Source organism: Streptococcus mitis, assembly GCF_002096735.1.
Taxonomy (GTDB): domain Bacteria; phylum Bacillota; class Bacilli; order Lactobacillales; family Streptococcaceae; genus Streptococcus; species Streptococcus mitis_CZ.
Window position 1 is genome coordinate 15,665 of the sequence record NZ_NCVC01000009.1, and the last position, 26,117, is coordinate 41,781.

The 26,117-nt window shown below is 40.8% G+C and carries 28 protein-coding genes, 12 tRNA genes and 1 rRNA gene; 1 reads left to right on the plus strand and 40 read right to left on the minus strand.

Translation table 11 applies throughout. The annotated features are described in order from the left end of the window. Nucleotides 1–79 precede the first annotated feature (79 nt). The 19 genes from B7703_RS00525 to tgt form a co-directional block, all read right to left on the minus strand. A complete protein-coding gene (locus B7703_RS00525) occupies nt 80–703 on the minus strand; it encodes a ribonuclease P (protein WP_084923193.1) in 624 nt (207 codons plus the stop codon). Between the two features lie 50 nt (nt 704–753). After that, nucleotides 754–1,743: an RNA-binding cell elongation regulator Jag/EloR gene (jag, locus tag B7703_RS00530; RefSeq protein WP_084923196.1), complete on the minus strand. Its 990-nt coding sequence runs from the start codon at nt 1,741–1,743 to the stop codon at nt 754–756. A 17-nt stretch (nt 1,744–1,760) separates the two neighbouring features. After that, entirely contained in the window at nt 1,761–2,585 is an 825-nt protein-coding gene (locus B7703_RS00535) for a membrane protein insertase YidC (protein ID WP_204372603.1), read from the minus strand. Then, nucleotides 2,560–2,931 (minus strand): ribonuclease P protein component, encoded by a 372-nt coding sequence (rnpA, locus tag B7703_RS00540; RefSeq protein ID WP_000739245.1) that lies wholly within the window; start codon nt 2,929–2,931, stop codon nt 2,560–2,562. The genes B7703_RS00535 and rnpA overlap by 26 nt, the downstream gene beginning before the upstream one ends. A gap of 149 nt (nt 2,932–3,080) precedes the next feature. Next, complete coding sequence (locus B7703_RS00545) at nt 3,081–4,271, minus strand: acetate kinase (protein ID WP_084923198.1); 1,191 nt, start codon at nt 4,269–4,271, stop codon at nt 3,081–3,083. A 50-nt stretch (nt 4,272–4,321) separates the two neighbouring features. Further along, nucleotides 4,322–5,275, minus strand: coding sequence for a class I SAM-dependent methyltransferase (locus B7703_RS00550; RefSeq protein ID WP_084923200.1), 954 nt, complete (start codon nt 5,273–5,275; stop codon nt 4,322–4,324). Nucleotides 5,276–5,335: 60 nt separating this feature from the next. Beyond that, nucleotides 5,336–5,923: a class I SAM-dependent methyltransferase gene (locus B7703_RS00555; protein WP_060627211.1), complete on the minus strand. Its 588-nt coding sequence runs from the start codon at nt 5,921–5,923 to the stop codon at nt 5,336–5,338. A 32-nt stretch (nt 5,924–5,955) separates the two neighbouring features. Then, on the minus strand, nt 5,956–6,369 hold the full coding sequence (comGG, locus tag B7703_RS00560; RefSeq protein ID WP_084923201.1) for a competence type IV pilus minor pilin ComGG: 414 nt from the start codon (nt 6,367–6,369) through the stop codon (nt 5,956–5,958). Beyond that, nucleotides 6,347–6,808, minus strand: a complete 462-nt coding sequence (gene comGF, locus B7703_RS00565; protein ID WP_084923203.1) for a competence type IV pilus minor pilin ComGF — start codon at nt 6,806–6,808, stop codon at nt 6,347–6,349. Before comGF ends, comGG begins: the two co-directional genes overlap by 23 nt. After that, nucleotides 6,771–7,073 carry a competence type IV pilus minor pilin ComGE gene (comGE, locus tag B7703_RS00570; RefSeq protein WP_153197443.1) on the minus strand — a complete coding sequence of 101 codons (303 nt, stop codon included), beginning with the start codon at nt 7,071–7,073 and terminating at the stop codon, nt 6,771–6,773. Before comGE ends, comGF begins: the two co-directional genes overlap by 38 nt. After that, on the minus strand, nt 7,036–7,470 hold the full coding sequence (gene comGD / locus B7703_RS00575; RefSeq protein WP_192851940.1) for a competence type IV pilus minor pilin ComGD: 435 nt from the start codon (nt 7,468–7,470) through the stop codon (nt 7,036–7,038). Before comGD ends, comGE begins: the two co-directional genes overlap by 38 nt. Then, the gene (gene comGC / locus B7703_RS00580; protein ID WP_000738641.1) at nt 7,433–7,756 is read right to left on the minus strand and encodes a comG operon protein ComGC; all 324 of its coding nucleotides are present in this window, start codon (nt 7,754–7,756) and stop codon (nt 7,433–7,435) included. The genes comGD and comGC overlap by 38 nt, the downstream gene beginning before the upstream one ends. Before the next feature lies 1 nt (nt 7,757). Next, nucleotides 7,758–8,774: a competence type IV pilus assembly protein ComGB gene (gene comGB / locus B7703_RS00585; RefSeq protein WP_084923207.1), complete on the minus strand. Its 1,017-nt coding sequence runs from the start codon at nt 8,772–8,774 to the stop codon at nt 7,758–7,760. Continuing rightward, nucleotides 8,722–9,663: a competence type IV pilus ATPase ComGA gene (gene comGA, locus B7703_RS00590; RefSeq protein ID WP_084923210.1), complete on the minus strand. Its 942-nt coding sequence runs from the start codon at nt 9,661–9,663 to the stop codon at nt 8,722–8,724. Before comGA ends, comGB begins: the two co-directional genes overlap by 53 nt. Nucleotides 9,664–9,739: 76 nt before the next feature. Beyond that, the gene (locus B7703_RS00595; protein ID WP_023947968.1) at nt 9,740–10,105 is read right to left on the minus strand and encodes a DUF1033 family protein; all 366 of its coding nucleotides are present in this window, start codon (nt 10,103–10,105) and stop codon (nt 9,740–9,742) included. Nucleotides 10,106–10,255: 150 nt separating this feature from the next. Then, on the minus strand, nt 10,256–11,314 hold the full coding sequence (locus B7703_RS00600) for a zinc-dependent alcohol dehydrogenase family protein (RefSeq protein ID WP_084923226.1): 1,059 nt from the start codon (nt 11,312–11,314) through the stop codon (nt 10,256–10,258). Between the two features lie 162 nt (nt 11,315–11,476). After that, nucleotides 11,477–12,628 carry an N-acetylglucosamine-6-phosphate deacetylase gene (gene nagA / locus B7703_RS00605; protein WP_001134550.1) on the minus strand — a complete coding sequence of 384 codons (1,152 nt, stop codon included), beginning with the start codon at nt 12,626–12,628 and terminating at the stop codon, nt 11,477–11,479. A 151-nt stretch (nt 12,629–12,779) separates the two neighbouring features. After that, entirely contained in the window at nt 12,780–14,597 is a 1,818-nt protein-coding gene (locus tag B7703_RS00610; protein ID WP_084923212.1) for an acyltransferase family protein, read from the minus strand. A gap of 100 nt (nt 14,598–14,697) precedes the next feature. Then, nucleotides 14,698–15,840: a tRNA guanosine(34) transglycosylase Tgt gene (tgt, locus tag B7703_RS00615; RefSeq protein ID WP_001285237.1), complete on the minus strand. Its 1,143-nt coding sequence runs from the start codon at nt 15,838–15,840 to the stop codon at nt 14,698–14,700. Between the two features lie 116 nt (nt 15,841–15,956). On the opposite strand from tgt, the gene B7703_RS00620 reads away from it, so the two are divergent. Continuing rightward, nucleotides 15,957–16,814 carry a DUF975 family protein gene (locus B7703_RS00620; protein ID WP_084923214.1) on the plus strand — a complete coding sequence of 286 codons (858 nt, stop codon included), beginning with the start codon at nt 15,957–15,959 and terminating at the stop codon, nt 16,812–16,814. A 25-nt stretch (nt 16,815–16,839) separates the two neighbouring features. On the opposite strand, the gene pcp is transcribed toward B7703_RS00620, so the two are convergent. The 21 genes from pcp to rrf form a co-directional block, all read right to left on the minus strand. Continuing rightward, entirely contained in the window at nt 16,840–17,484 is a 645-nt protein-coding gene (gene pcp, locus B7703_RS00625; protein ID WP_084923216.1) for a pyroglutamyl-peptidase I, read from the minus strand. A 112-nt stretch (nt 17,485–17,596) separates the two neighbouring features. Continuing rightward, a complete protein-coding gene (locus tag B7703_RS00630) occupies nt 17,597–17,959 on the minus strand; it encodes a DUF1304 domain-containing protein (protein ID WP_050243373.1) in 363 nt (120 codons plus the stop codon). Nucleotides 17,960–17,969: 10 nt separating this feature from the next. Continuing rightward, a complete protein-coding gene (locus tag B7703_RS00635; RefSeq protein ID WP_050243374.1) occupies nt 17,970–18,395 on the minus strand; it encodes a MarR family winged helix-turn-helix transcriptional regulator in 426 nt (141 codons plus the stop codon). A gap of 317 nt (nt 18,396–18,712) precedes the next feature. After that, complete coding sequence (locus tag B7703_RS00645; protein ID WP_020903675.1) at nt 18,713–19,915, minus strand: LysM peptidoglycan-binding domain-containing protein; 1,203 nt, start codon at nt 19,913–19,915, stop codon at nt 18,713–18,715. Between the two features lie 159 nt (nt 19,916–20,074). Continuing rightward, the gene (locus B7703_RS00650; protein WP_020903674.1) at nt 20,075–20,701 is read right to left on the minus strand and encodes an HAD family hydrolase; all 627 of its coding nucleotides are present in this window, start codon (nt 20,699–20,701) and stop codon (nt 20,075–20,077) included. Between the two features lie 3 nt (nt 20,702–20,704). Beyond that, entirely contained in the window at nt 20,705–21,985 is a 1,281-nt protein-coding gene (locus tag B7703_RS00655; protein ID WP_020903673.1) for an MATE family efflux transporter, read from the minus strand. A 60-nt stretch (nt 21,986–22,045) separates the two neighbouring features. After that, the gene (gene thrC, locus B7703_RS00660) at nt 22,046–23,530 is read right to left on the minus strand and encodes a threonine synthase (protein ID WP_084923221.1); all 1,485 of its coding nucleotides are present in this window, start codon (nt 23,528–23,530) and stop codon (nt 22,046–22,048) included. A 75-nt stretch (nt 23,531–23,605) separates the two neighbouring features. After that, nucleotides 23,606–24,883 carry a glutamate-cysteine ligase family protein gene (locus tag B7703_RS00665; RefSeq protein ID WP_084923223.1) on the minus strand — a complete coding sequence of 426 codons (1,278 nt, stop codon included), beginning with the start codon at nt 24,881–24,883 and terminating at the stop codon, nt 23,606–23,608. 107 nt (nt 24,884–24,990) lie between these two features. Further along, nucleotides 24,991–25,074, minus strand: a tRNA-Leu gene (locus B7703_RS00670). A gap of 9 nt (nt 25,075–25,083) precedes the next feature. Continuing rightward, nucleotides 25,084–25,155: transfer RNA gene (locus B7703_RS00675), tRNA-Gln, on the minus strand. Nucleotides 25,156–25,168: 13 nt separating this feature from the next. Next, nucleotides 25,169–25,241: transfer RNA gene (locus B7703_RS00680), tRNA-His, on the minus strand. Between the two features lie 14 nt (nt 25,242–25,255). Next, a tRNA-Trp gene (locus B7703_RS00685) sits at nt 25,256–25,326 on the minus strand. A gap of 4 nt (nt 25,327–25,330) precedes the next feature. Further along, nucleotides 25,331–25,411: transfer RNA gene (locus tag B7703_RS00690), tRNA-Tyr, on the minus strand. A 12-nt stretch (nt 25,412–25,423) separates the two neighbouring features. Further along, nucleotides 25,424–25,496, minus strand: a tRNA-Phe gene (locus tag B7703_RS00695). 3 nt (nt 25,497–25,499) lie between these two features. Continuing rightward, a tRNA-Met gene (locus tag B7703_RS00700) sits at nt 25,500–25,573 on the minus strand. Between the two features lie 10 nt (nt 25,574–25,583). Then, a tRNA-Ser gene (locus B7703_RS00705) sits at nt 25,584–25,673 on the minus strand. Nucleotides 25,674–25,677: 4 nt separating this feature from the next. Beyond that, nucleotides 25,678–25,749 (minus strand) — tRNA-Glu (locus B7703_RS00710). Nucleotides 25,750–25,757: 8 nt separating this feature from the next. Continuing rightward, nucleotides 25,758–25,831, minus strand: a tRNA-Ile gene (locus B7703_RS00715). 39 nt (nt 25,832–25,870) lie between these two features. Beyond that, nucleotides 25,871–25,941: transfer RNA gene (locus tag B7703_RS00720), tRNA-Gly, on the minus strand. Nucleotides 25,942–25,946: 5 nt separating this feature from the next. Continuing rightward, nucleotides 25,947–26,019 (minus strand) — tRNA-Val (locus tag B7703_RS00725). A gap of 4 nt (nt 26,020–26,023) precedes the next feature. After that, nucleotides 26,024–26,117: ribosomal RNA gene (rrf, locus tag B7703_RS00730) — 5S ribosomal RNA — on the minus strand; the annotation flags it as partial.

The window sequence follows — 26,117 nt, forward strand, 5'->3', positions numbered from 1 at the left end:
ACATTCTATTTTACTATTATATGAAAAAATACATAGAATAGCAATAAATCAATTCGACTCTAGATAAGTCTCATGATTTCTACCCTCTGGTCGCCTGATAGTAGGGAAGTAAGCGTTCATAAGCTTCTTCTAATTTTTCTAAAATATCTTCTAATGATTGATTTTCAATAAAAGAAACATCTGCCTTAACTAACACTTTTCGGACTTCCTGATTGGATAGTTTATTTCTTAAAATTTGACGGTTCTCCTCAGTAGCCTCCCACCGTTGACTTTGACCATCACAGTAAGATAGATAATAAATCCCTTCTACCACTGGAACTTCTAATACCTTGGCTTGTTTCTCCAAGGTTTGATCATCTTTCTTGCGCTCTATGAAACTGACTTCCAAAGAAATACCAAAATCAGAAGGACTTCCATACAAACGAAGAGCCATCATAGGTTCTGTCACTTTCCCCTCACGCTGTAGATAAACCCATAAGTGTGGTCTCAAACGCTGTGCCTGATTCATCCACTGGCTAGTCTGTTGGAGTTGCCATTCTGGATGGCTTGCTTGAAAGGCTTTGGCTAGCTCTGTAAAAGCCTTTCTGGCCTCTTGACCTTTGTGGCGAAATGCCAGCATTTTCTCTCGCTCTGCTCCCGCCTTATCAGGATTACGGTACTGCAAACCAGCAAAGTCTAGATAGTCTCTTATCTTATTCAACATTAATTTAATCTCCTCCAGCTAGCAAAAAATCAGGAGAACCCTGATTTTGTTTATTCTGTATCTACAACTACATAGCGATTTGGCTCATCACCCTCAGAGTAACTAGTCACGCCATCCATACGTGAAATAATGCGATGGATAATCTTGCGTTCGCTATTTGACATAGGATCTGTTTGATGACTACGTCCTTCTTCTAAAACACGAGTCGCCAATTTTTGAGCATAGGTCTGCAAGACTTCTGCACGATGTTCAACGTAATCATTGACATTAATAGTAATGTAGAAGGTTCTTGAATAGCGGTTGTAAAGATAATTTTGAGCCAATAGTTGTAAGGCCTTCAAAACTTTACCATGGTAACCGATAATACGACCTGGCTCATTGGTATCAATTTGTAAATTGATGCTACGACGGTTATAATCATTTGAAATCGTCGCCTCAACGTCCATATCATCAATGATTGTTTGGACATAAGTCGTGACTTCCGTAGCTACTTGTTCAATGTCAAAACTCGGTTCAACTTTTAAGCCCAGATCTTCTAATTCTTGACTTTCAGTTTGTTCAGCTTGAGTCTCGACAATAGGAGTTTCTACTTCTTCTCCGAAACCAGCTTCTTCAAGCTGTAATTCATTTAAAATCTCAATATGCCCAGTTTCTTCTAAGATAGTGCTTGCATGTTTTTCATTTTTCAAGATTTCAGCCTTGACTTCATCAGAAACCCCTTGGCCTTCTTCTTCAATCTTTTTAATTGCTTCTACAACATGACCCAAATCAACGGTTGCTTCACTGACTGTTTTGACTGGTTCATTTTGTTCATTGATTTCTTTAGGAACACCCTTAACAGCTTGTTGATTTGCTTTAATGACAGTTGTTTCACTAATAGCTTCAATATCAACTTGAGCTGGTTTTTTACCAAATAAACCAAGAAAGCCATTTTTTTCACGAGAAATGACTTTGATGTGAGCCTTCAGTCTTGGGATATCTAATTCTTTCAATCCTTTCTGGATTGCTTCTTCAACAGTTGAACCCGTAAATACTACCATTACCAGATTCCTCCTTATTATTTCGTTTTCTGAGCCTTTTTCTTGGCTTTTCTTTTTCTATTTTCCAAATCTTTCTGTGCCTGTACTACGGCCTCACGCTCTGCAATAATCTTGAATGGATTGTTCAAGAAATAGGTTTGCAAGACTTGATAAGCATTGGACACTGTCCAGTAGAGGGCGACTCCACCTGGTGCATAAACTGCAAAGATAAAAATCAAGACTGGAATCCCATACATCATCGCAGTCGTAGCGCCATTACGCTCAGACAAGGCTTTGTTGGACAACCAGGTACTTAAAAAGGTAAATACAGCTGCTAAAATCGGAAGAACAAGAGTTGTATCCACACCACCAAGGTTAATCCATAAGAAATGACCTGTCTTTAAAAAGTCAACTCTTGATAGAGCTTGGAACAAGGCCAAGATAACCGGCATCTGAATCAAAATCGGCCAAAGAGAATCTGACTGTCTGACACCCATTTCTTTAAAGACTTTACGCATTTCCTGGTCTAGCTTGGTTCTGCTTTCTATATCTCGACCTGGATATTGTTCTCGAAGCGCCTTAATACGTGGTTGAGCTTCCTGCATTTTTCTAGAAGCCACCATTTGCACTTGGAAGACTGGCAAGAGAACTGTACGAATCAAGACCGTAAAGAGGATAATTCCCACTCCGATACTGATATCAAACGACAAAAAGCGAATGATTTCCGCAAAGAAGTAAACAAATTTACTCCAAAAATCAGCCGAATCGGCTGTAATATCGCTAGTTGTCCCATTAGTTGCACAGGCTGTCATGATCAATAGGGACAGTCCTAGCAAACTAGTCAACTGTAGTTTCTTTTTCACTCCCATTTCCTTCCTGGTAAATCTTTGATAATTTTAATACGTGGAGTAGATTTTTCTCCATCTCTGCGTATCCCAAGGTTTCGACTCCTTTTCGAGCAATGACAACAAAGTCGACATCTTCTACCAGACTCCCTTTGGCATTCTGGATAATATGCCGAATCCGTCGCTTAATTTGATTTCTAGTGACCGCATTCCCCAGTTTTTTGCTAACTGATAGACCTACTCGAAAATGGTTTTTCTGGTTTTCTAATTGGTAGACAACAAATTTGCGATTGGCAAAACTTGTCCCCTCCTTGAAAATCGCCTTAAAATCTTTCTCTCTTTTTACACGAAAGTTTTTCTTCAAAACTCAACTCCATCTATTAAATTACTACTATTATACCATATTTTTCAAAAAAGCCAATCATAGCAAGGTTTTGGACATTTCCATCAGAAAAAGAAGCTGGAAAAATCTCTTTCCCAACTCCTTGTACGGAATATTTTTTCTGATTTTAGTTATTTTTTCAAACGTTCAACGTCACGGGCAATGACTAATTCTTCATCTGTTGGAATAACCAAAACACGAATTTTCGCTGCCTCTGTTGAAATGTCTCCTGTCACACCAAAGACGTTCTTTTCTGGGTCAACATCACAGCCAAACCAAGAAATCCCTGAGATAACATCTTCACGTACGTTTGCAGCATTTTCACCGATACCCGCAGTAAAGATAATAGCATCTGCTCCATTTAGGACTGCAAGGTATTGACCGATATGTTTTTGGATACGGTCAACATACATTTCATAGGCTAAAGTGGCATCGTGGTCCCCTTCTTCCATAGCAGCAATCACATCACGCATATCACTAGATTTACCTGAAACCCCCATTAGTCCTGATTCACGATTAAGAACGTGACTAATGTCTTCAGGCGTGTTAAAGTCCTCTGTATATTGCATTAAGTAAGGAATGATAGCTGGGTCAATATCTCCTGTACGAGTTCCCATCATCACACCACCAAGTGGAGTGAATCCCATTGAAGTATCAACAGATTGACCGCCATTAACTGCTGTAATAGAAGCACCATTACCGATGTGGCAAGTAATCAATTTCAAGTCCTCTAATGGACGGCCCAAGAGTTTTGCAGCTTCTCCTGCTACAAACTGGTGACTTGTACCGTGGGCACCATATTTACGAACCTTGTTTTCTGTGTAATATTTTGTTGGTAGAGGGTAGCGATAAGCTTTCTCTGGCATAGTTGTGTGGAATGAAGTATCAAAAACAACTACACTGGTAATGTCTGGCAACAATTCCTTGAAGGCGCGAACACCTGCTGCATTAGCTGGATTGTGGAGAGGAGCCAACAAACTCAACTCTTCAACTTTTTCTAAAACATCCCCTTCAACAACTGTTGATTCTTTGAAATATTCTCCACCTGCAACAACACGGTGTCCAACACCTGTAATCTCATCATAAGCCTTGATAATATCGAAACGAATCAAGTCATCCAATAAGATTTTAACGGCTTGTGTATGATTTTCAATATCCAAAATTTGTTGTTCAGAACGACCATCAAATTTTACAGTTGAAATTGAATCTTTCAAGCCGATACGTTCAATTAAACCTTTAGCAAGAACTTTTTCCTCTGGCATTTGATAAAGTTGCCATTTCAAACTTGAACTTCCCGCATTGATTGCAATTGTTTTTGTCATAACATGATACCCCTTTTTAAGCGTTTTCATCTATTATAACAAAATCTATTTTATATTTCAGTACCTTGAGTCCATTTTTGAAAATTTTCTTTAAATTTCATTAAAACACTTGCATCTTGCAAGCTAGAAAGTGGATAAATAAAAGGCTCCACTGCTATTTCACTTTTCTTCTGTAAGATAAAAATAGTCTTGGATTGTTTAGCATTAGCAAAGAGATTTTCAGGCAGACTAATCATGGCAGTCAGACTTGCCTCCTCTTTCAACCAGCCTTTCAACAAATCACTTTGAGGACTGGTCAACAAATCACTCGGAGCGAGAAAAATAGCGTATCCATCTGACTTGAGGTACTTAAGTCCTTGTTCCATGAGCAAGTGATGGGCGTAAGTATGTTCTTGACTAGAAGCAACTTGATGGCGCGACGCAACGGCGTCATCAGGATAATAGCCGACAGGCAAGTCGCTGATGACCACATCGCTTTCTTTGAGCATTTGTGGACGAACGGCATCTCCTTGGACAAAACCAGCCTGCAAACCAATTACATCTGCCATGCTTGCTGCCAAATCAATCAGCAAATCATCCACTTCCATTCCCAAGTAATCCACCTTTTTATCAAGCGAGGTCAAGAAAGTAGCGCCTAGAATTCCCATCCCAGAACCCATTTCGAGGATCGTAATCTCCTCTTCTTTAAACAACTCTTCCACAATAAACACCAAAAGTAAAGCAATGGCATCTGGTGTAAACTGGTGATTGGCCTGTAGGGGCTCTGTCTGCCCAGCCTTCATCAAGAGAAACTGGTAGGTCTTGAGCCATTCTTCTTTGCGTAGCGCTAAGCGTTTAAGGGCCTGATTGTTTTCCTTGACCTGCTCTAGCTCAGTTTCACCATCCAGATAGATGCTATTTTGCTCCACCAAGGCGTCATAAAAGTTGGTCGCCAAATCACTTTGGATGACTTGGACATTCTCTAGTAAATACGTATAAGCTTGTTCAATTTTTTCAAAATCCATATTCCTATCTTATCAAATTTCCCTTCTTTTTTCCATCCTTATAGAAAAATCACTCCCTGACTAGGCGAGTGATTTTTGGGCTACTGTTAAAAAGAGTTCTGCGTAATTTCCTTGAAACAGGTCTTCAGCGCTATAGAGAATCTGACTATGCACAGATGAAAAACCAAACTGGGCTAGCTTGTTTTCCAGTTCAGGCAATTTAAATCCATGATGGTTAGCTTCTGTCTTGGTAAAATCAGCAAGTAGGAGTTGTCCATCTTCCCTCAAATGTTGATAAAACAGTAAGAGAGTCGCATCCAAATCAGGCATATGATGAAGAACACGACAAACAACAATGAGATCAAACTCTTTCTCCAAGGGTTTTTCCAGTAAATCTTGCTCCAAAAAGTGGATATTCTTGATGTCTTGCCGCTCCGCTTTCAAACGAGCTTGCTCCAGCATTTTCTCCGAAATATCCACCAATGTCACAGACTTGGCCTGCTTGGCTAGAGGCAAGGTTAACAGCCCCGTCCCTCCACCGAAATCCAAAATTTCTTTGTCTGATAGAAGATCAATCTGTTTCTTGACTGCTTGACAAACCAAGTTTGCAAGGAAGATATTTTTAGGGGAATCGAAAGTTTCTGCTTTGTGGTTAAAATCATGTTTCATATTTTTAGTTTAGCACAAAGTAGCTTGATTGGCTAGGAATTCTCTTTCTTTTCAACTTTCTCTTCTGATTTTTTCTTCTCTGCTTGATTACTTGAATCAGTCACTACCTTTTCCTTTTTATCTGTTTTCTCTTCTTTGATTTTGACGGAAGGAAAGATGAACTCATATTGACTCTTAGGCGTACGAACCGTCGTCACCAAGCTTGTTTTCTTATTTTGATAGCTCACCTGACCTAGGTTATAAACCTGTTCTCCACTTTCTTGCTCAACCTTATCTTTGGTTCGTTTGGCCATAGCAAAAGCAATCAGCTTTTCTTTATTTAAAGCGTAGTCTTGATAGTGGGCGACTTGTCGGTTCAAGTAAAATTGTAACAAAAGACTAAAGATAGCAGCCACGGTGACTGCATAGAGGAGAACACCTGCCTTAACTTTTTTCTTTTTCCACACGATAGATGAATTCCCTTTCTAAGCCTTTTTGGAACTGGAAACTAAAACGCACCACTTGATTCTCCCCTGTAATCTGTGCGGATTTGAGCCCATAAACCATAGGCTGATAGCCTCGTCCACTGGCATCGGTTTTTCGAAAATCGTCTGACTTGGACTTACCGATGGCGATATCCTTGCCATCCTGCTTCATATAAATGCGATTACCTTCCACTTTTTCGAATTGCGAATGGTCTAATTCTGCTTCCAACTGGTCCACAAACAAGAGCCACTCCTTTTGCTCGCTTTGCTGCTGGTAGCGAACTTCTGAAATGAGGAGCTGACTCATGGCTTGAAAGAGAAGTAAACTTCCACTGATAACAATAAGAGCAATCAGGGATTCTAATAAGGTAAAAGCCTTAACCTTATGGCTCTTTGATTGCCAACAACTGTTCTGAACCATGATAAACCTCCAATCCTTTTTCACTAGAAAACACCTGAATCTCAACTCCGTTTATCTTTACCTGATTTTGACCTGTCTGCAAGGCCATCTTAGCTACCCTCAAGACTTCTTCCTTTTGCAAGATTTTTGCTTCTTCTTGCCTATTTTTCTGAATTTGTCCCAAAAGGAGGGTTGCTATGCTGGCAAAGATAGCTAGAGCAACTACTGCTTCCAGTAAAATCACTGCCCTAATTTTTTGTTTCCTTAATGCGTTTAATTTTTCCATTTCCTAGATATAATTGATAACGAATCGCTCCTTTGCTGGTCTGAAATTCAACCTTAGCCAGGGACGAATTTCCCCCAGCTCGGTCAAATGTGATACTTTGTCCTGATGGTGCCTGAATTCCTTTAGGAACGGTCAACTTTTGGCTGCCATTACTGATCGTCTGCCCATCTAAATTTAGACTAGTCTTTTGCTGACTAGCTACACTGCGTTTTTGTGTTTCCCGATAAAGTTCTTCAAACTCCATAAAGAAAATCTGCTCCTCTACCGCCGCAAAAGTGGACTGGACAGAGCCGGAAAAGCCCAAGGCAAGGATACTCACAAGACCCAAAACCAATAGGCTTTCCAGCATGGTAAAGGCCTTAATCTGCAACGGTTTGACTGGTATTTTGTTTAGCATGGTATTCTTTATAAGCTTTAGCCTGTTCTTCTGTGATTCTCCCATCTGCTTGTAACTTGCTTAGGCTAGCATCTTCATTTTTATCTAAGCTATAAAGCTCTGCCTGGCTTTCCACCACCTTAACAACAGCAGCTTTTCCTTTGTCATTGACCGCCTCTTTTTGCTTGGTCAAATTAGGCACAAAGAGCAAGAGAAGCACGCTGATAATGAGCAAGACCACCAACATTTCCACAAGTGTAAAAGCCTTCACTTTCGCTTTTTTCAAGAATGTCATCATTTTTTTCATGTTAAAAATTTACCTCCATATTTTGATACATGGGCATGAGCATTGCCGCATAAAGTAAAACGATAATCAGTGCCACAAAGATAAAAACCAGTGGCTGCACCAAATTCATGGTGCGGTTAACTCGGGTAAAAAAGGCTTCCCAAGTTTTTTCAGCATAGATTTCCAACTCACTCCCCAGCTTGGACTTGACTTCACCATACTCGATAATAAGACTCAACTCTTTCTTAAAGAAAGGATAGGTTGCTATGGTTTGAGAAAATTCGCGACCATTTTGTAGGGCTTGAGCTAGATCTTGACCGATTTCTTTAAAGAGTTGGGAACCTTGTTCCTGCATCATTTGAAAAATCTGCGTCAACTCCATCCCTTGAGAAATCATATTCCCCCATTCACGCGCATAATAAGCTGTCAAATAAGTCTGCACAAAGATTCCAAGGAAGGGAAGACGCGCTAAGATAGAAAAGACACGCATTTTGGAACTTCTTTTATAGAAAGTTAGTGCTAAAAGGGCAAGTATGGAAACAAACCCCACCATTCCTAGAAAGATTTGTGGCAGATTGCCGATAATTTGAGTGGCAATATTGCTACTATCCAGTTGTGGTAGTAGGTAGTTCCGTAGCCCCAGCATGATTAAGAGAAGAAATCCCAGCAAAATCAAAGGATAGGTTGCTACTTCAATTAATTTTTTCTTGACCTTGGCTAGATTGTCTAGATACTCTTCTATCTTTCCCAAACTCAGGTGGAGATTTCCATGGACTTCCGCTAGGGATAACTGAGTGACAATGGCATTTGAAAAGCCCAAACTTTCCATCATTTCTGAGAATGATTTCCCCTGAGACAAGTCCGTGCGCATCTGGGTCACACATTGCTTGTCCAATAAGGCACTCCTATCTAAAAAGGAGATGGTCTCCACTAGATGAAAACCGCTAGAAAAGAGATTGTTAAACAAGGTGATGATATCTTTTTGCTTAGCTGTAGCTAATTTTTTCCGTTTCAGCCTGAAGACTTGTGATATGTCCATCTTCAAGAAGCTGGTCAATCTGTTTATTCCAGCTAGTTGGCTGGTGTTCTTGATAGTCTTTGTTTGCAAAGTCAACAATTCCTCCTCCCCCGATTAATCTCTGATAGCAGACTCCCTGCAGAACGACTGCCAATTCCTCCTCACTCACACCCAACTCCAACAGGCGCTCATAAACACCTCGAATACTCTTGGCATGAATGGTTGAAAAGACTGTCGCCCCTGTCAAACTAGCTCTGACCACTGCACGCGCCGTCTCGCTGTCCCGAATTTCTCCGATAATCAAGAGATCTGGTCGATGACGTAGGGAAAGTTTGATGAGATTTTCATAGGTTAGTCCAATCGCCTCATTCAACTGCAACTGGAGCATGTCGTCCTGCTTGATTTCGACAGGATCTTCGATGGACATAACTTGCTGTCCTTTAAAGAGAGATTTAGCCAACTCATGCATCAAGGTTGTCTTGCCACTTCCGACTGGACCAGCAAAGAGATAGAGACCACGTTGCCTGTACTGCTTACCCAGTTCTCCAATATCCTGAAACCAAAAATGCAAATCCTGCTCCTCATCATGCAACAAGCGAATAACTAAACTCTCATGCCCTCTATAATCGCCTACAGTAGACAAACGTAGGGACGCCATCTTCTGGTCATATTCATAATCACAGGAACCAAGTTGACTACGTCTCTTTTCTCCAACATTCATACCCGCCACAAACTTAAAGTGACTGATGACGGCCGCAAACTTTTCAAAATCATAACAACCGATTTTACAGCGCTCGTCTCCGACCCTCATATGAAGCTCATAGGCGTCTAACTTGGGGACAAAATAAATGTCTTGCGCCCCTTTTTTCCGGGCCGAACGAATGATTTCTTGTGCAATTTCTTGAACCATACTTACCTCCTCACCTATACTATTCGCAAAGATTTGGAAAAATAAAAAAAGCAACTCCAAAAAAGTTACTTTTTCTCTATTTTAATTTCATACGGCAAGAACGGTGTCTTTCCTTACCTGTTTGTTTTTCATAGCCTGGGCGTAGTTTTTCATCTGGGATAACCTGTTCATCCTGCAAAAGAGCCAAAGAATGATATTGTTGCAAATACTCATCACATTCATCACACCAGCGTTGATCTTCCGGGTCCCAAAAAATGGTCATCAAGTCACTTCTACTTTTATAAAGAGGGGATTCTTGTTCCAATCTAAACCAACAAGTTTTATAGTATTTGAGAGCATCATAATACTGGTCAAATCTCTTACTTGCTACAATATCTTCTTCCCAACCTTCTAAGAACCACCACGGTTCAAAATCTCCGTACATTTCTATAACACGATACATATTCATTCATTCCTTTGTACCGTATATTATAACTAATTCCGCTAAACAAGGAAAGAAATATGCTCATTTCTTAATTTTTTTGATAAAAAATCCAGCCATCTTATGATGACTGAATTTCTATTTGCTTATGTTCCAAAATGTTTTTACTACTTAAGCTTCTGAAATATCATTTTCTATAATGACCTTAATTGCATGGTGGTCTGCTGCCTTACTGAAAACTTCATAGGCTTTTTCAATTTCACTTAGTTTGAAATAATGAGTTACCAATTTTTCTGGTTCAATCTTATGACTTTCAAGAGCTTTCAACAATTGTGGAGTGGTATTTGTAGATACCAAACCAGTTGTTACATTGATGTTGCGAATCCAAAGTTTGTCCAAATCGAATTCTACTGGTTTACCATGTACACCACAGTTGGCAACTGTTCCGTCTATACCTATAATCTTTTGACAGAAATCAAATGTTGCAGGAATACCAACAGCTTCGATAGCAACATCTACACCACGACCATCTGTCAAATCATAAATTTCTTTAATGGCTTTTTCAGGGTCTGAAGAATTAACCTTGTGAGTCGCACCAAATGATACAGCAGTTTTCAAGCGGTTATCGTCTAAGTCCACCATAATCAATTTGGCTGGTGAGTAGAACTGAGCTGTCAAAAGAGCAGCCAATCCAACTGGACCTGAACCAATAATGGCTACGCTGCAACCAGGTTCTACTTTCCCTTTCAAGACACCAATTTCATATCCAGTAGGTAGAATGTCTGATAGCATAACCAAGGCTTCATCTGACAAGTCTTCTGGAGTATGGTAAAGAGTGTTATCTGCGTGAGGGACACGTAGATATTCAGCCTGCATACCGTCAATCAAGTGACCGAAAATCCAGCCCCCTTCGTCTTCACAATGGGCATAAATTCCTTTTTTACAGTAGTAGCATTTACCACAGGCACAGACACAAGAAATCAAGACCTTGTCGCCTTTTTTGAAATTCGAAACTCCTTCTCCAACTTCTTCAACAATCCCAATCCCTTCGTGACCAAGAATGGTACCACTTTGGCAAGCAGGAACATCCCCTTTGATAATATGGAGGTCTGTTCCACAAATAGTAGTTTTTACGATACGCACAATAGCGTCTGTTGGCTTGCGAATAACTGGTTTGTCTACATCAACAAAAGAAGCAAGTCCTGGTTTAACATAAGTATAGGCTTTCATAAAGCTTTCCTCCGTTTTTTTATTTGTACTATTTATAATATAATTGTAAGCCTTTTCATTTGCTTGTTCAAGTCTTTTTGTGATTTTCTTAACTTTTTTATTTACCAGTAAAGTACCCTGCATAAAAAAGCAGAAGCTAGTATCTAACTCCTGCTTTCTCTCTTATGCTTGATAACGTTTCACGCCATCTAGATAGGTTGCTACCAATTCCAAATCTTTATCTAGTACGATAAAGTCAGCATCATAACCTTCACGAATTTGTCCACAGACATCGTCAATATTAACAGATTTAGCTGGGTTAAGGCTGGCCATCATGACCGCTTCATGCGGATTCGCAATTCCCCATTCGACAACATTTCTCATACCATCTTTAAGTTTGAGGATAGAACCTGCCAAATTACCAGTAGATTTGAGACGTGCAGTTCCATTTGCTACTACAACAGGGAATTCTCCCAACATATAGTCACCGTCTTCAAGCCCACCAGCTGTCATACAGTCCGTAATAAGAGCGATGTTTTCTGTCCCCTTTTGCTTAAGTAAAATCTCACAAGCTTTTGGATCTACGTGATAACCATCACAGATCAATTCTGCGTAAGTATGTGGGAGCTCATACATAGCTCCTACCATACCTAGTTCGCGGTGTGTTAAACCACGCATCCCATTATAGGCATGTACCCATACACTAGCTCCAGCATCAACTGCCTTCTTAGCTTGTTCAAATGTCGCATCTGAGTGTCCAAGTGCAACTGTCACACCTTCACCTGTAATAGTACGTACAAAATCTTCCACTCCATCACGTTCTGGTGCAATAGCGATTTTATTTAGCATCCCTTTTGCAGCATCCTGCCAAGAATGAAACTCCTCAACACCCGGGTCTCTCATATAAGTTGGATTTTGTGCCCCCTTAAAAGTTTCTGTGAAATATGGACCTTCATAATAAATCCCACGAATCTTAGCACCTGTTGCTTCTTTATAATGGTTTCCAAGATTTTCAGTGACTGCAAGCAATTGCTCATAAGTGGCTGTTAAAGTTGTGGGCAAGAAACTGGTAACACCGGTACTAAGAAGTCCTTCACTCATAGTATGCAATGTACCTTCAATGTTGTTGTCCATCACATCTACACCTGCATATCCATGAATATGAGTATCCACAAGACCTGGTGCAATGCTATAACCAGTATAGTCAAGAACCTCTGCTCCTTCAGGAATTTGATCCACATGTTTCCCAAATTTGCCATCAACAAGTTCTAAGTACCCACCGCGACGAATGCCAAATGGATAGAAAAACTGATCCGCTTTAACGTAATTAGGCATAATAATGACCTCCTTAAAAGATTACTTTTGATATTTATTATGTCAATTATATTATAAACCTTTCTGATTCATTTGTAAATGGTATAGACCTGTTTTCTAGAGATATTTTAAAAGAGCTGGATTTCTCCAACTCTTCTCTTTTTAATACAAGTTATTTTGATTTGACCGGCTTGTCTTGAGCTGTTTGCAAGGCTGCAGCAATGGTATCTGCATACAATTTAGCTCCTGCTTCAATTTTACTATTGTCACTTCCAAAATGGACTTGGTCTGTCCCAGTCCAAATTTCTGGATGTTCCTTAGCAGCTTGATTCCAATCTGCTATCGTGATGTAAGGAGTCTTCTCTGCCAATTCTCTCATATAGGCAGCCGCCTTCTCAACGATTGCATAGGTCTCTTTTGTCTTATCTCCTTCATAAGGAGTCACTAAAACCATATGGTGCCCCTTAGGAAGATTTTTCACGATACTATCCCAATCTTCCTTATAATTTTCAGGATTATTTACCCCTGTTGCAATAACCACCATCTTTGGTAGAAATTTATTCTGGCTATTGTTGAGCATGATTTCGTTGGCGGTCTTGGTTGTTCTGCTGACTTGTGCATTAATCTGTGCCCCTGGAAGGGCTGTCTGCAACGCTGTATTAGCTCTTAGTGCTACCGAATCACCAATTAACATAGTGCCATCAGCAATTCCTAAACTATCAGCTTCTGCTCGTTCTGTCATTACCTTGGTCTGGTTAATATTTGTTGCAGCTTGCTTCAAGCCATTGACAGTTAAGTCTGTCTCAAAAGCTCCCACTTGTGGTGCCAACAGAGTTACTAAGAAGACAATGAAGGCCAAGATTCCTGTACTTGCTGCAAGGATTGTGTGAATATGAGGAAGAGGACGAAGGGTTTGTAAAACAGGTGTGTTCTTTCCTGCAATCCAAGGTTCCAACACATAAAATGATAGGCTGGCGAATCCATAAGAAAAAATCAAAGTTAATAACACAGCAAGAAGATTTGATGTCAACTGTGAAAAAATGATATAGAAAGGCCAATGGAAGAGATAAACTGCATAGCTAGTATCTGCTAAAAAGCTAATAATCTTTGGTTCCTGTATATGAGGAGTCTTTTCATGTAAGACACGCGCCGCCAGAATCATAGCAATGGCTGCAAGGCTGGCAAGCAAGAAGCCCATAAGATAGGCAAAGAGATAGGTAAATTTGACAAAGAAGGTCAAAATGAGTAAGAAGCCAAAACCTCCCCCAAAAACTAAAAGGGTCTTGCGTAAATCCCAGATTTTATCCAATTGCTTAACTAGGGAAGTCGTCTGACGAACGCCTACGATAGTTGCTAACACACTTCCCAAAAAGAATGGATAGACATGAGTTAAACTGGAGAAGTAAACAGAGGAATAAGAGGTTACTAGAAAACTACCAATAAACATGGAGAAGAAGCTGATCAAGAAGGCAACAGCAGATAAGAGAAAGACCATTCCTCTCAACTGACCATTTGATCTGGACTGTTTAGATAAGAACCAAACTGCCAATCCCCAGAGGATATAGTAGTGAACCTCAACAGCCAAGCTCCAATTATGAACAAACAAATGAGGAATGAACTGAGATTCATAACTCCCACCTGTTAGCAGTTCATAGAAGTTGGTCATGAAGCCTAAGACACCCGCAATCTGACCCCCAATTCCAGCCACATAATCTTGCCGAACTAGAAAAGTAAAGGGCATGGTTACCAAGACCATCAAAACCACAGGTGGCACAATACGATAAAAGCGTCTCCTAAAAAATCCAACCAAATCAATTTCATGATTTTTAGAAAATTCTTCGATGAGTAGAGCCGTAATCAGGAAGCCTGAAAACGTGAAAAAGACATCTACCCCGAAAAATCCTCCAGGAAAGATAGTCTGAAAGAAATGATACAAGAGTACCAGTAGTAAACCTGTAATCCTAATCAAGGAAAACCATTTAATGCGCATACGAGTTTATTCTCCCTTTCATTATACACTTTATTCTATCAAAAAAAGAAGAAAAATCCCAAGAGAAAACTTAGGATTTTTAGCTTATATCAATTCCATTTTAGAAATTGCGTCCTGACTTATTATAGCCATATTTTTCAACAAAATACTCACGGAATTCCAAGAGATTGTCATCCATGATGGCTTGTCGCACTTGCTTCATCAGGTTAAGCAAGAAGTAAAGATTGTGGTAGCTAGTCAAGCGGATACCAAAGGTTTCATCAGCCTTGAGCAGGTGACGAAGATAAGCGCGTGTATAGTTCTTACATGTGTAGCAATCACACTCAGGATCCAGTGGCGTAAAGTCCTCAGCAAACTGAGCATTTTTGACAACCAAACGACCTTGACTGGTCATACAAGTTCCGTTACGAGCGATACGAGTCGGCAAGACACAGTCAAACATATCCACCCCACGAATCACCCCATCAATCAAGCTATCTGGCGCTCCCACACCCATCAGATAACGAGGTTTATTTTCAGGAAGCAGTTGGGTTGTGAAGTCCAAGACAGCATTCATCTCTTCGTGGGTTTCTCCCACTGCCAAACCACCGATAGAGTAGCCTGGGAAGTCCATGCTGACAAGGTCATGAGCCGATTGTCGACGAAGGTCTTCAAATCCAGCCCCCTGCACAATCCCAAATAACCCTTGGTCATGCGGACGACGATGAGCCTTCAAACCACGCTCAGCCCAACGGCTGGTACGCTCGATTGATTTCTTAACGTAGTCGTAAGGTTGATAAAACTGAGGACATTCGTCAAAGGACATCATGATGTCTGAGCCCAAATTATTCTGAATAGAAATGGCTTTTTCTGGGGACAAGAACATCTTAGAACCATTGAGATGGTTTTTAAAGGTTACTCCTTCTTCTGTGATATTACGGCTATCTGCTAAGGAATAAACCTGGAAACCACCACTGTCCGTCAAAATAGGTTGATCCCAATTCATGAATTTGTGGAGACCACCTGCGCGTGCGATGAGTTCATCTCCAGGGCGAAGCCAAAGATGATAGGTGTTTGACAGGATAATTCCCGAACCCATCTCCTTCAATTCTTCAGGCGACTGAGTTTTGACAGTAGCTTGTGTCCCAACTGGCATAAACATAGGTGTCGGGAAGGTTCCGTGGGGAGTGATAATTTCTCCCAGACGAGCTCCCGTGTGTTTTTCTTTCTTAATCAAACGATATTTGATTGGTGAATCTGACATTTTTTACCTCCGAAGCTGGGAAAAACAGTCCCAGTTCATACTTTGTGCCCAAGGGCATACTGTATGATTTTATCAAAAAAAGTAGGAACTGTCACGAACTATGGTATAATGAGAGAATGAAATACCCAAAAATTGATTTAAAAACCATTCGTCTGCAGGCTAGACAATTCCAAGCTGAAAATCCCCGCCTCTTTCTCGTCTATCTCTTACCTAGCATGCTGGTCATCTTGTCTGGTTTCCTCAATCCCTTAGAGCGCATTAACGAGGCTATTTTAGAGCAATCCTTTTTAAGTGTGCTTGGCCATGTAACTAAAGCCTACCTTTTTCCACTATTGGTTTCCTTTATCGGAACAATACTTCTAACCAGTTCCGTCTACACAACACTTAAACTCATCAAGAATCCTGATACAGAACTATCCGTCAAAAATAGTCTTACTCTCTTTAACGAAGAACACTTTTCACAAACCTTTTTGACTCTTCTTCTCAAACGTTTCTACCTCTTCTTATGGAGCATTCCTAGTTTACTTGGGATTTACTTCCTCTTTTATAGTAGCTTTCTAGCAAAGAAATTCGTTGCCATCCATCCTGAATTTCCTAATCTGGATCTCACGTCAGTTGAAACTGAGCACTTCCTCATGACCTTTGGTCTTTACTTTCTAGCAAGTATCCTCTTGATGATTGTAGGAAATAGTCTCTATATTCCACAATACTATGCTTATTCGCAGGTAGAATTTCTCCTCTGTGACACCCTAAACTTAGGGCAAGCCAGACCAGGACAAATCCTCAAAACTAGCCGTTTCCTGATGAAAGGCTACAAATTTCAACGCTTTGTCCTAGACTTACAACTCCTTCCTTGGTACTTCCTCAATTGGATTACCTTTGGAATTGCTAGTTTCTCACTCCTACCCTATATTCAAATCAATAAAATAATTTTCTACAGAGCAGTACTGGCTCGAAAACGTCCAAAAGCTTGAAGGTGACCCCTCAAGCTTTTTTCTATCAATGAGTTTCTCCGCCCACCAACTTGAGATCCTGATCTCCATGTTCTATAATGGCGCCGATTGCCGCTTCTAGCCCTCGCCTAATATCCACTAAACTCATAGCTGGAGTGGTAGGCCGATTCACCACCTGTTCCATCATATAAGGAATATGCATAAAACCTGCCTTAACATGTGGAAATTTTTTTTCTACCAAATAGAGGGCCTGATACATCAAATGATTGCAGACAAAAGTCCCTGCCGTATTGGAAACAGAGGCCGGTAATCCCTCTTTTTTTATAGCTTGAACCATCGCTTTAATCGGCAAACTACTAAAGTAGGCCGAAGCACCATCTTGGCGAATGGGAAGGTCAATCGGTTGATTACCTTCGTTATCAGAAATGCGTGCATCGTCTTGATTAATGGCTACTCGCTCAGGTGTCAAGCTGGTTCTTCCACCTGCTTGGCCGATACAAAGGACAAAGTCAGGTTGATAACTACTCATCTCTTCTTCCAATACTTGAGCCGATTTGTGAAAGACTGTTGGCACTTCTAGCCAGCGGATCTCCGCACCATGGATTTCAGCTGGTAAACCTTTAACAGCCTCCAAAGCTGGATTGACCTTTTCCCCTCCAAAGGGCTCGAAACCTGTCACTAATACTTTCATTTCTATCTCCTTACAAATGATTTCATGAAACACTTTTCTTAAAGACAAGTATAACATATTTCCCTTATTCTGGAGTGAAAAGGATTAGTGAGACTAGAATCGACCTTCAAGTTTATTTAAAGAGGAAAATGCTAATCAAGGTCAAAATAGCTGGTCCACCTTGCTTCAAAATAATTTTCTTATCTGCTGTGAGAGAGCCATAGGCCGCAGCCCCAATCACAAATAAGACAAAAATAGTCACAATTTCTAAATTCTGTGAGAAATAAATACCATACAAGAGAAAGACTCCTAGCAAAGCATTATAAATCCCTTGATTTTTAAACAATGAACTTACTGACGGACGAGCCAGTTCTTCCTTGTCCATGTTAAAGACACGACTAGTCGCATCTGATTGCGTTGCAATACTTTCCAAATAAAAAATGTAAAAATGCTCCAAAGCAACAATCGTTGCTAAAATGATTGTAATAATTGACATCTATTTCTCCTTAAATTTCTATATTTTCAATACCCAAAACCAATTTATTTAATAAACGGCTGAGTTCTGTTCTTTCAGACTCTGTTAAGATACTTTCCATCTCTTGCTTAACCTTGATATGCTGCAGAGGTGGATTCACCACTAACTGCTCCTTAGCGTACTTCGTAGCCTCTACCAACACTTCCCGCTGATTTTCAGGATTACGATGACGCTCCACCAAACCTTCCTTTTCCAGAATTTTGAAATGTCGGGTCAAAGCAGCCTGATCAATCTTCAAACGCTCCTGAACCGCTATTTGATTACAAGGGGAATGCTTCAGCAAAAATAATAAAATTTGATACCGTGTCAAACTAATCCCAAGTCTTTTTTCAAACAATTGCGTACTCGCTTGCTCAGACAAGCGGAGTTGATAAAGTAAATCTTGAATCTCTATCATTTCTTTCTTCTTTCTATTGATTCATCAATAATTGACTAATCAATTATATTATAAAATAAAATAGATTGCAAGAATGTTGCTTCAATCATTACAAAATGGTAACTTCCATTTTCCATTCATATTGATACTCAATGAAAGTCAAAGAGCTAACTAGGAAGCTATCCGTAGGTTGCTCAAAGCACAGCTTTGAGGTTGCAGATAAAACTGACGTGGTTTGAAGAGACTTTCGAAGAGTATGACAAAGAAAAACGAACGAGACTTACTTCCAATCATGAAAGCTAGATCTCATTCGTCAAAATGATATTACCAAGTCTGGTTTATCCATTCATTGAAACGTGAACGTGATCATAGTGATTTTCTGTCACGCTACCACGGTCTGGCATTGGGTTCCAAGTATTAGCTGGCCCATATTTGCTATCGAATGGAGCATAGAAACGTTGTTTCCAAATAATGTAACTAATTCCACGGCTGGCCATGTTTTGAATAGCGTATTCCGCAATCTTATCCCCTAATTCTGAGCTTTCTGGTACCATAAAGTCGATAGCCAAACCTTTTCCGTGATCTCCACTGTCTCCTGGACGGTAACCACTAAAGGATGTGATGCCAAACAAGTTAGCAATTTCTTCTTTAAAGGCCGCTGTTTGTGGTTGAAGGCCTGCATTTTCAGATTTCGCTACCGCAAGTCCAGCATAATCGGGCGCTGCTGGAGCTGCGTAAGTTGTTGAAACTGTTTTCTTCTCTTCTGGTTGATAAGTAGAAACTGCTGTTGTAGCTTCATTTGATGAGGCTTCTTTTAATTCTTCTGAACTTGTTGCAGTTGTTTCGATTGCTGTTTCTTCTGTTGGAGTTGTAGTTTCTTCCACTGTTGAAACATCTTGTGGGCTTGCTTGAGTTTCATTTTTCTCAGCTGAAGTCGTTGCCTGAGGAGCTGCTTCTGCAACTGCACTACTTGTTTCGGCTGTTTGCTCCTCTGACGTTGAAGTATTTGTAGATGGTGCTACTTCTTCTGCAGTAGCAACTGTCTCTGCAACTTCTGAATTTGTTGCTACTTCTTTTGTACTTGTAGTTTCTACCGCTTTTGGCGCTTCTGCAATCGGTTGAGAAAGGTCTGCAACCTGAACAGTTTGATCATCTACGGTCACTTGATTGGTTGTCAAATCTGCTGTCGCAGTTGTCACCTCTTCACTAGAAGCCGCTTGAGGTGTTTGGATTTCAACTTCTGTTACTTCTTCTGCTTCATTGACGGTCGTTGTCAAAACAGTTTCTGGGAAAATCAAGTCCATATTAGTGATTTTATTCAAATTCGCAAGAACTGTGACATCTACACCCAAGGCTTCTGCAATGGTGCTCAAGGTATCACCATACTGAACGGTATAACTTGTTTTGTTGTCCGTTTTAGTCAAATCGTTTTGGATTTGCTCAACACTACGTGCAGTCCAAAGAACTTCTTCTGCTTGAGTTGCCAATACTGGGGCAAATGACAAGGCTACTGTTGAAGCTAATAATATTCTTTTCTTCATTCTTTCCTATTCCTTTCAAATGAGTACCTGTCTATCATAACACAAAAAATGCAGAAAAAAAGCCCTCTCGGGCCTATTTAACAGAACTGTCTATTCCTTGTAACAAACTTGGTTACTTGAAATAGTTTGTTAGGTCTCTGTCACAAAACTGACACAATCTTATCGTTCCCAATCCCCAAAAATATAAGGAATATCTGCTAACCCTTGAATCCTATGATTTCCTTCATAAGTCGACTCTAAAAAGTTGATACTTTGAATCCCACTATTCTGGGCAAATTCCACATCCAGAGTCCGATCCCCTATATAATAGGTCTTCTCAGAATCCAACTGATACTTGCCTAACAGATAGTTAGCCGCTTCTGGACTTGGCTTCCGCACAAAACCACTCTGACTGGTTAAAATCTCTGTAAAATAAGATTCCAAACCCAAGTCTCTGAGAATGGTACGAGCATTGTCTCCCTTATGAGTGTAAACAAACTGCTGAATTCCTGATTCCTCTGCCCAAGCTAGCACATCACGCGCACCTGGCATCAAAACTACCTGAGCATTCTTCTCAGCCAAACTCTGGGCACGCACCTGATTTAGCATTTCCACATCCAGCTTTCTCTCTTCTGCCACCTGCACAAGTAAATCCTGCACAGAAAACTTGAGAATAAACTCCCTCACCTGCTCCTTATCATAAGGAATAGAAAACTGAGCAAAAGTTTCCTCAATTCCTGATAAAATCGCTTCGTAAGAATCCAATAAAGTCCCATCTAAATCCCAAATAAAAGCTGTTTTTTGCATTTCCTATCCTTTCAAGCTCATATAACGCTGGTAACGGTAACGTAGAAATAACCAACGAAAACCATTATCCAAAAGGGTTCCGGCCCAAATACCGGGCAAGCCCCAACCAAGCACAATCCCCATCAGATATCCTGTTCCAATGCGGATACACCACATTCCTATACTTGTCGCATAAAAGGGAAGCCGAGCATTGCCCAAACCCTGCCAGACTGCTGTATAGATGACTGTTCCTATCGTCATAGGAGTACCAAGTAGTGAAAAAAGTGTCACTAGCACACTAGCCTCCACCGCTAGAGAATCAGTCGTATAGAGATGAGTTAGTGGTATACCCAAGGCATAGACACTAAGCGTCAAGGGCAACATGAGAAGCAGAGAAAGCCAAAAGGTTTGCTTGCTCAAATTAGCTACTCTTTCCCAATTATCCTCTCCAACTGCTCGAGCTACCAGCATGACCGTTGCAGTAGCGACGCCAAAGGCAGGCATATAGTTAAACTGGGTCAAGACTTCTCCGACTGCATTTCCAGCCACCGCCTCCGTTCCAAAAGAAACAACCAAGGCAATGATCACGACATCTCCAGCCCTCATCATGAGCCTCTCTCCAGCTGCTGGCAACGCTAAGGTCAATAGTTCCTTATCTAAACCAAAAGTCGGTTTCTCAAAAGGCAACTTTAATTGCGACCATAAAATCACAAGACCTACCAAACGAGACAGAATTGTCCCCCAAGCAACACCAGCTATCCCCATATCCAGAACAAAAATAGCTAGACTTGAAAAAAGAATATTCAAGGCATTGGATAAAAAACTAACATAGAGAGGCAGACGTGGATTATGCGTTGCACGAATCAAGGCTCCCAGACTAGTCATTAAACCTAAGAGAACAATCGATCCGCCTACCAAAGATAGGTAGAGTCCACCACTCTCAGCTACATCTCTCTCCGTCCCCAAAAGTCCTATCATCTCTTTCCCAGCGAAGATGGACAAAAATCCTAAAAGGAAACTTAATAGTAAGGTAATCTTCAATGCCTCAGTCACATGATAGGCTAGCATAGATTGATCCTTCTGCCCCAAATTTTTTGAAATAACACTGGAAATAGCAGCTCCCAGAGCGATGAAAATCGCCTGATAAATCGTGATAATATTGCCAGCTACTGATACACCCGAAATAGCTATCAAGCCCAAGTGGGCTACTAAGTAACTATCCACCATCCCCATGAGCATCTGCAAAAAATTTTCGCCCATAGCTGGCAAGGCAATATTAAGAATGTCTTTATTTTTCTTAAACAATCCTTCCTCCTGATGAAAAGAAACTCAGTTGGTTTCCCAACCGAGTTTACTCCCTCTGTCTTAAAGTCCTAGATAAGCCTCAACCGCTGCTTGCATATCAGCAGCTGCCACTGTTGTCTTGTGACGAACAGGAGCTGTTTCAAGCCCGTCAACTGCTGGTGGTACTGCAACTCCTGAAATATCATGTAATTGAGCCAAGGCTTCAAAGTCAGTCAAGCCTACTTTACCTGTTACAGCTTCTACTGCAACCACTGGGAACTTGTATGGACTCGCTGTTGAAGCAATCACTGTCTTAGTCACATCGCCAGTAGCCGCTTGGTATTTCTTATAAACTGCCGAGGCAACCGCCGTATGTGGATCCTCGATATAAGAATCTGCCTCATAAACACGCTTGATTTCTGCTGCCGTTTCTTCCTCAGTCGCATATTCAGCTGCAAAGAGGTCCAAAATCTCTGCATCAAAGTCTGTCAACTCATATTGTCCTTGCTTGTTCAAGGCATTCATAAGTTCAGCTGTTTTAACCGCATCATTACCCAAAAGGTGGAAAATGAGACGCTCCAAGTTTGAAGATACTAAGATATCCATAGATGGGCTAGTTGTTACCTTAAACTCACGCTTCTTATCGTAAACACGTGTCTTGAAGAAGTCTGTCAAAACATTGTTGTCGTTTGAAGCACAAATCAATTTACCAACTGGGAGACCAATTTGCTTAGCATAAAAGGCAGCCAAGATATTTCCAAAGTTTCCTGTTGGTACGGTAAAGTTGACCTTATCACCAGCCACAATCTCACCAGTTTTAACAAGCTGAGCGTAGGCATAAACATAGTAGACAATTTGTGGCACCAAACGACCGATATTCATAGAGTTAGCTGATGAAAATTGCAACTTGTTGGCCGCTAACCTTTCACGAAGAGCCACATCGTTAAACATATGCTTCACATTTGTTTGGGCATCATCAAAGTTACCATCAATAGCGATAACATGAGTATTGTCGCCAGTCTGAGTGGTCATTTGCAACTCTTGTACCTTGCTGACACCATCCTTTGGATAAAAGACGATAATCTCAGTACCAGGAACATCCGCAAACCCTGCCATAGCAGCTTTCCCAGTATCACCAGATGTCGCTGTTAAGATGACAATCTTGTTCTCCAAACCATGCTTCTTAGCAGCTGTTGTCATAAAGTATGGCAAAATAGACAAGGCCATATCCTTAAAAGCAATTGTTGAACCATGGAAGAGTTCCAAATTATATTGTCCATCTAATTTCACTAATGGTGCGATAGATGGAGTATCAAACTTGCTATCGTAGGCATTTTCGATACAGTAGTCCAACTCTTCAGCTGTAAAGTCATCTAAAAATGCTGACAAAACAAGCTTAGCAACTTCCTGATAAGAAGCATCTTTCAATTTGTCAAAGTCCAAATCTACTTTTGGATAAGTAAGCGGTGTAAATAAACCGCCGTCCGTCGCCAAACCTTGCAAAATAGCTTGGCTGGCAGTTACTGTATTGTTGGCATCACGCGTTGATTGATAAACTAATGTCATTACTCTCTATCCTTTATCTATAGTCTCATCCATTATATCATGATTTTTCAGAAAATTCTCCTTTTACAAGAGAAATTATAGGCTCAATTCTTCTTTCAAAGGCTGTAAGTAGGTCATTTCTTGCTTATTTCTCTTCTCCAGTCCTTCCTCGGCTAGCAGGAGTAAGTCTTTGGAAATTTCAATAATCGCAGTTTCTTCCTCATCTGTAAGCTTCTTCTTAGAAAATTGTCGTCTTAAAAACTTATAATTTTGCCCAAATTCTTTAAAGAAAGGTGCTACTTCTAAGTAAGCTTCTAACTTATCTAAATTAACCAACAATCCTAAGTGAAAAGCTGCTGAAGCGAAGGTTCTATCTAGAGGTTGAGTACACACACTACGAAACTCAACTGTTCCGCGAGTCGTTAAGTCTTGGTACTGATAACTACGATGAGTTTCAAAGTCTTTCTCTTGAGGGTAAATAGAAACCACATCCCCATTAAGATCAAATGCTTGAATTTCAGGTGTAGCCAAATAGTCCCTTGCCTGAATAGGATAAAAATAATAGGTTTCCCCATCACGTTCCGCAGTAAAAATTGCAGAATGATCTAGATAGTTAAAAAAAACGTCTTCATCTTTAAATAATCTAGCATTAACACCGACATTCTCTGGATAGATACCATGCATCGATTCTTCCCAGAAAATATCCCTTGAAATTTTCGTATCCCAATCCGCACCTGAAAACTCAGAATTGGCAAATAAATAAGCCTTAACCGCTTCAATTTGAGTAAAAGCATTAATAACCCGTAAGTAGTTAGATTTTGAAACATCCAGTTGAACCTGACTCCCACAGATAAAAGCACCATATTCAGGGAAATGATGTAAGTCTGATTTCGTCACATTCCTACTCAAATTCAAATAATCCATCAACATCTGATAACGTGGATAAGCAACTGGACAATTCTTATTTTTATCCCAGTTGGGATGAATGCCGCAGCCAACAATAGCATGATTTGATTCAACTAACTTTTTCTGAATTACATCCATATAATTTTTAAAACGATTTTCGACCTCTTGAATCGTTTCAGCCTTACCAAATGCAAACTCTATCGTGGTATAGGAAACTTCAAATAAAATAGCATCCTGACTTACTGGATCCACTAACTGAATAGGATTCCCAAAATCATCTACCTTTTCTACAGCTAAATTCAAAGCAGAAACTAAATATCGGAATAAGTGCTTGATAACTTCAACATCTGTAGCATCCCCTTCTAAATTTGTAACAGGATATTCCAGCTCAATCCCAACAAACAATTCCGGATTTTCTTTAATATTTTTCAAATACCGATGTTTTAATAAATCGATAGAACGAGACATACTTCCATACACTTTCATAATTTAAATAAAATTTGAATAACTACTATTATACCAAAAATGATATAAAAAAGGAACGAAGATTTACAACGTTCCTTAACTCTATACTATACCGGCGGCCGGGGTCGAACCGGCACGTCCTTGCGGACACTGGATTTTGAGTCCAGCGCGTCTGCCAATTCCGCCACGCCGGCAAATAGTAACTGGGGTAGCTGGATTCGAACCAACGCATGAGGGAGTCAAAGTCCCTTGCCTTACCGCTTGGCTATACCCCAATAATATAAAATAGGCGAGTGATGGGGATCGAACCCACGCATGCCAGAGCCACAATCTGGTGTGTTAACCACTTCACCACACCCGCCATAATTCTATTAACACGGGCAGTAGGAATTGAACCCACACTGAAGGTTTTGGAGACCTTAGTTCTACCTTTAAACTATGCCCGTAAAATGGAAGGGGAGGGATTCGAACCCCCGAACCCGAAGGAGCGGATTTACAGTCCGCCGCGTTTAGCCTCTTCGCTACCCTTCCAAAATATATAAATGGCGCGAGACGGAATCGAACCGCCGACACATGGAGCTTCAATCCATTGCTCTACCAACTGAGCTACCGAGCCTTATTGCGGGAGCAGGATTTGAACCTACGACCTTCGGGTTATGAGCCCGACGAGCTACCGAGCTGCTCCATCCCGCGTTAATACAAAAGGAGGATGTGGGATTCGAACCCACGCACGCTTTTACACGCCTGACGGTTTTCAAGACCGTTCCCTTCAGCCGGACTTGGGTAATCCTCCAAAATAGTCCGTACGGGATTCGAACCCGTGTTACCGCCGTGAAAAGGCGGTGTCTTAACCCCTTGACCAACGGACCAAACTTTATGGGCACGAGTGGACTCGAACCACCGACCTCACGCTTATCAGGCGTGCGCTCTAACCACCTGAGCTACGCGCCCAAGTTAAAAACTTGGTAATGTAATTTGAACAAAGTTCAAAGCGGGTGACGAGAATCGAACTCGCGACAACAGCTTGGAAGGCTGTAGTTTTACCACTAAACTACACCCGCTTAAATGGGAGTTAACGGGATCGAACCGCTGACCCTCTGCTTGTAAGGCAGATGCTCTCCCAGCTGAGCTAAACTCCCTAGAGCTAAGCGACTTCCATATCTCACAGGGGGCAACCCCCAACTACTTCCGGCGTTCTAGGGCTTAACTTCTGTGTTCGGCATGGGTACAGGTGTAT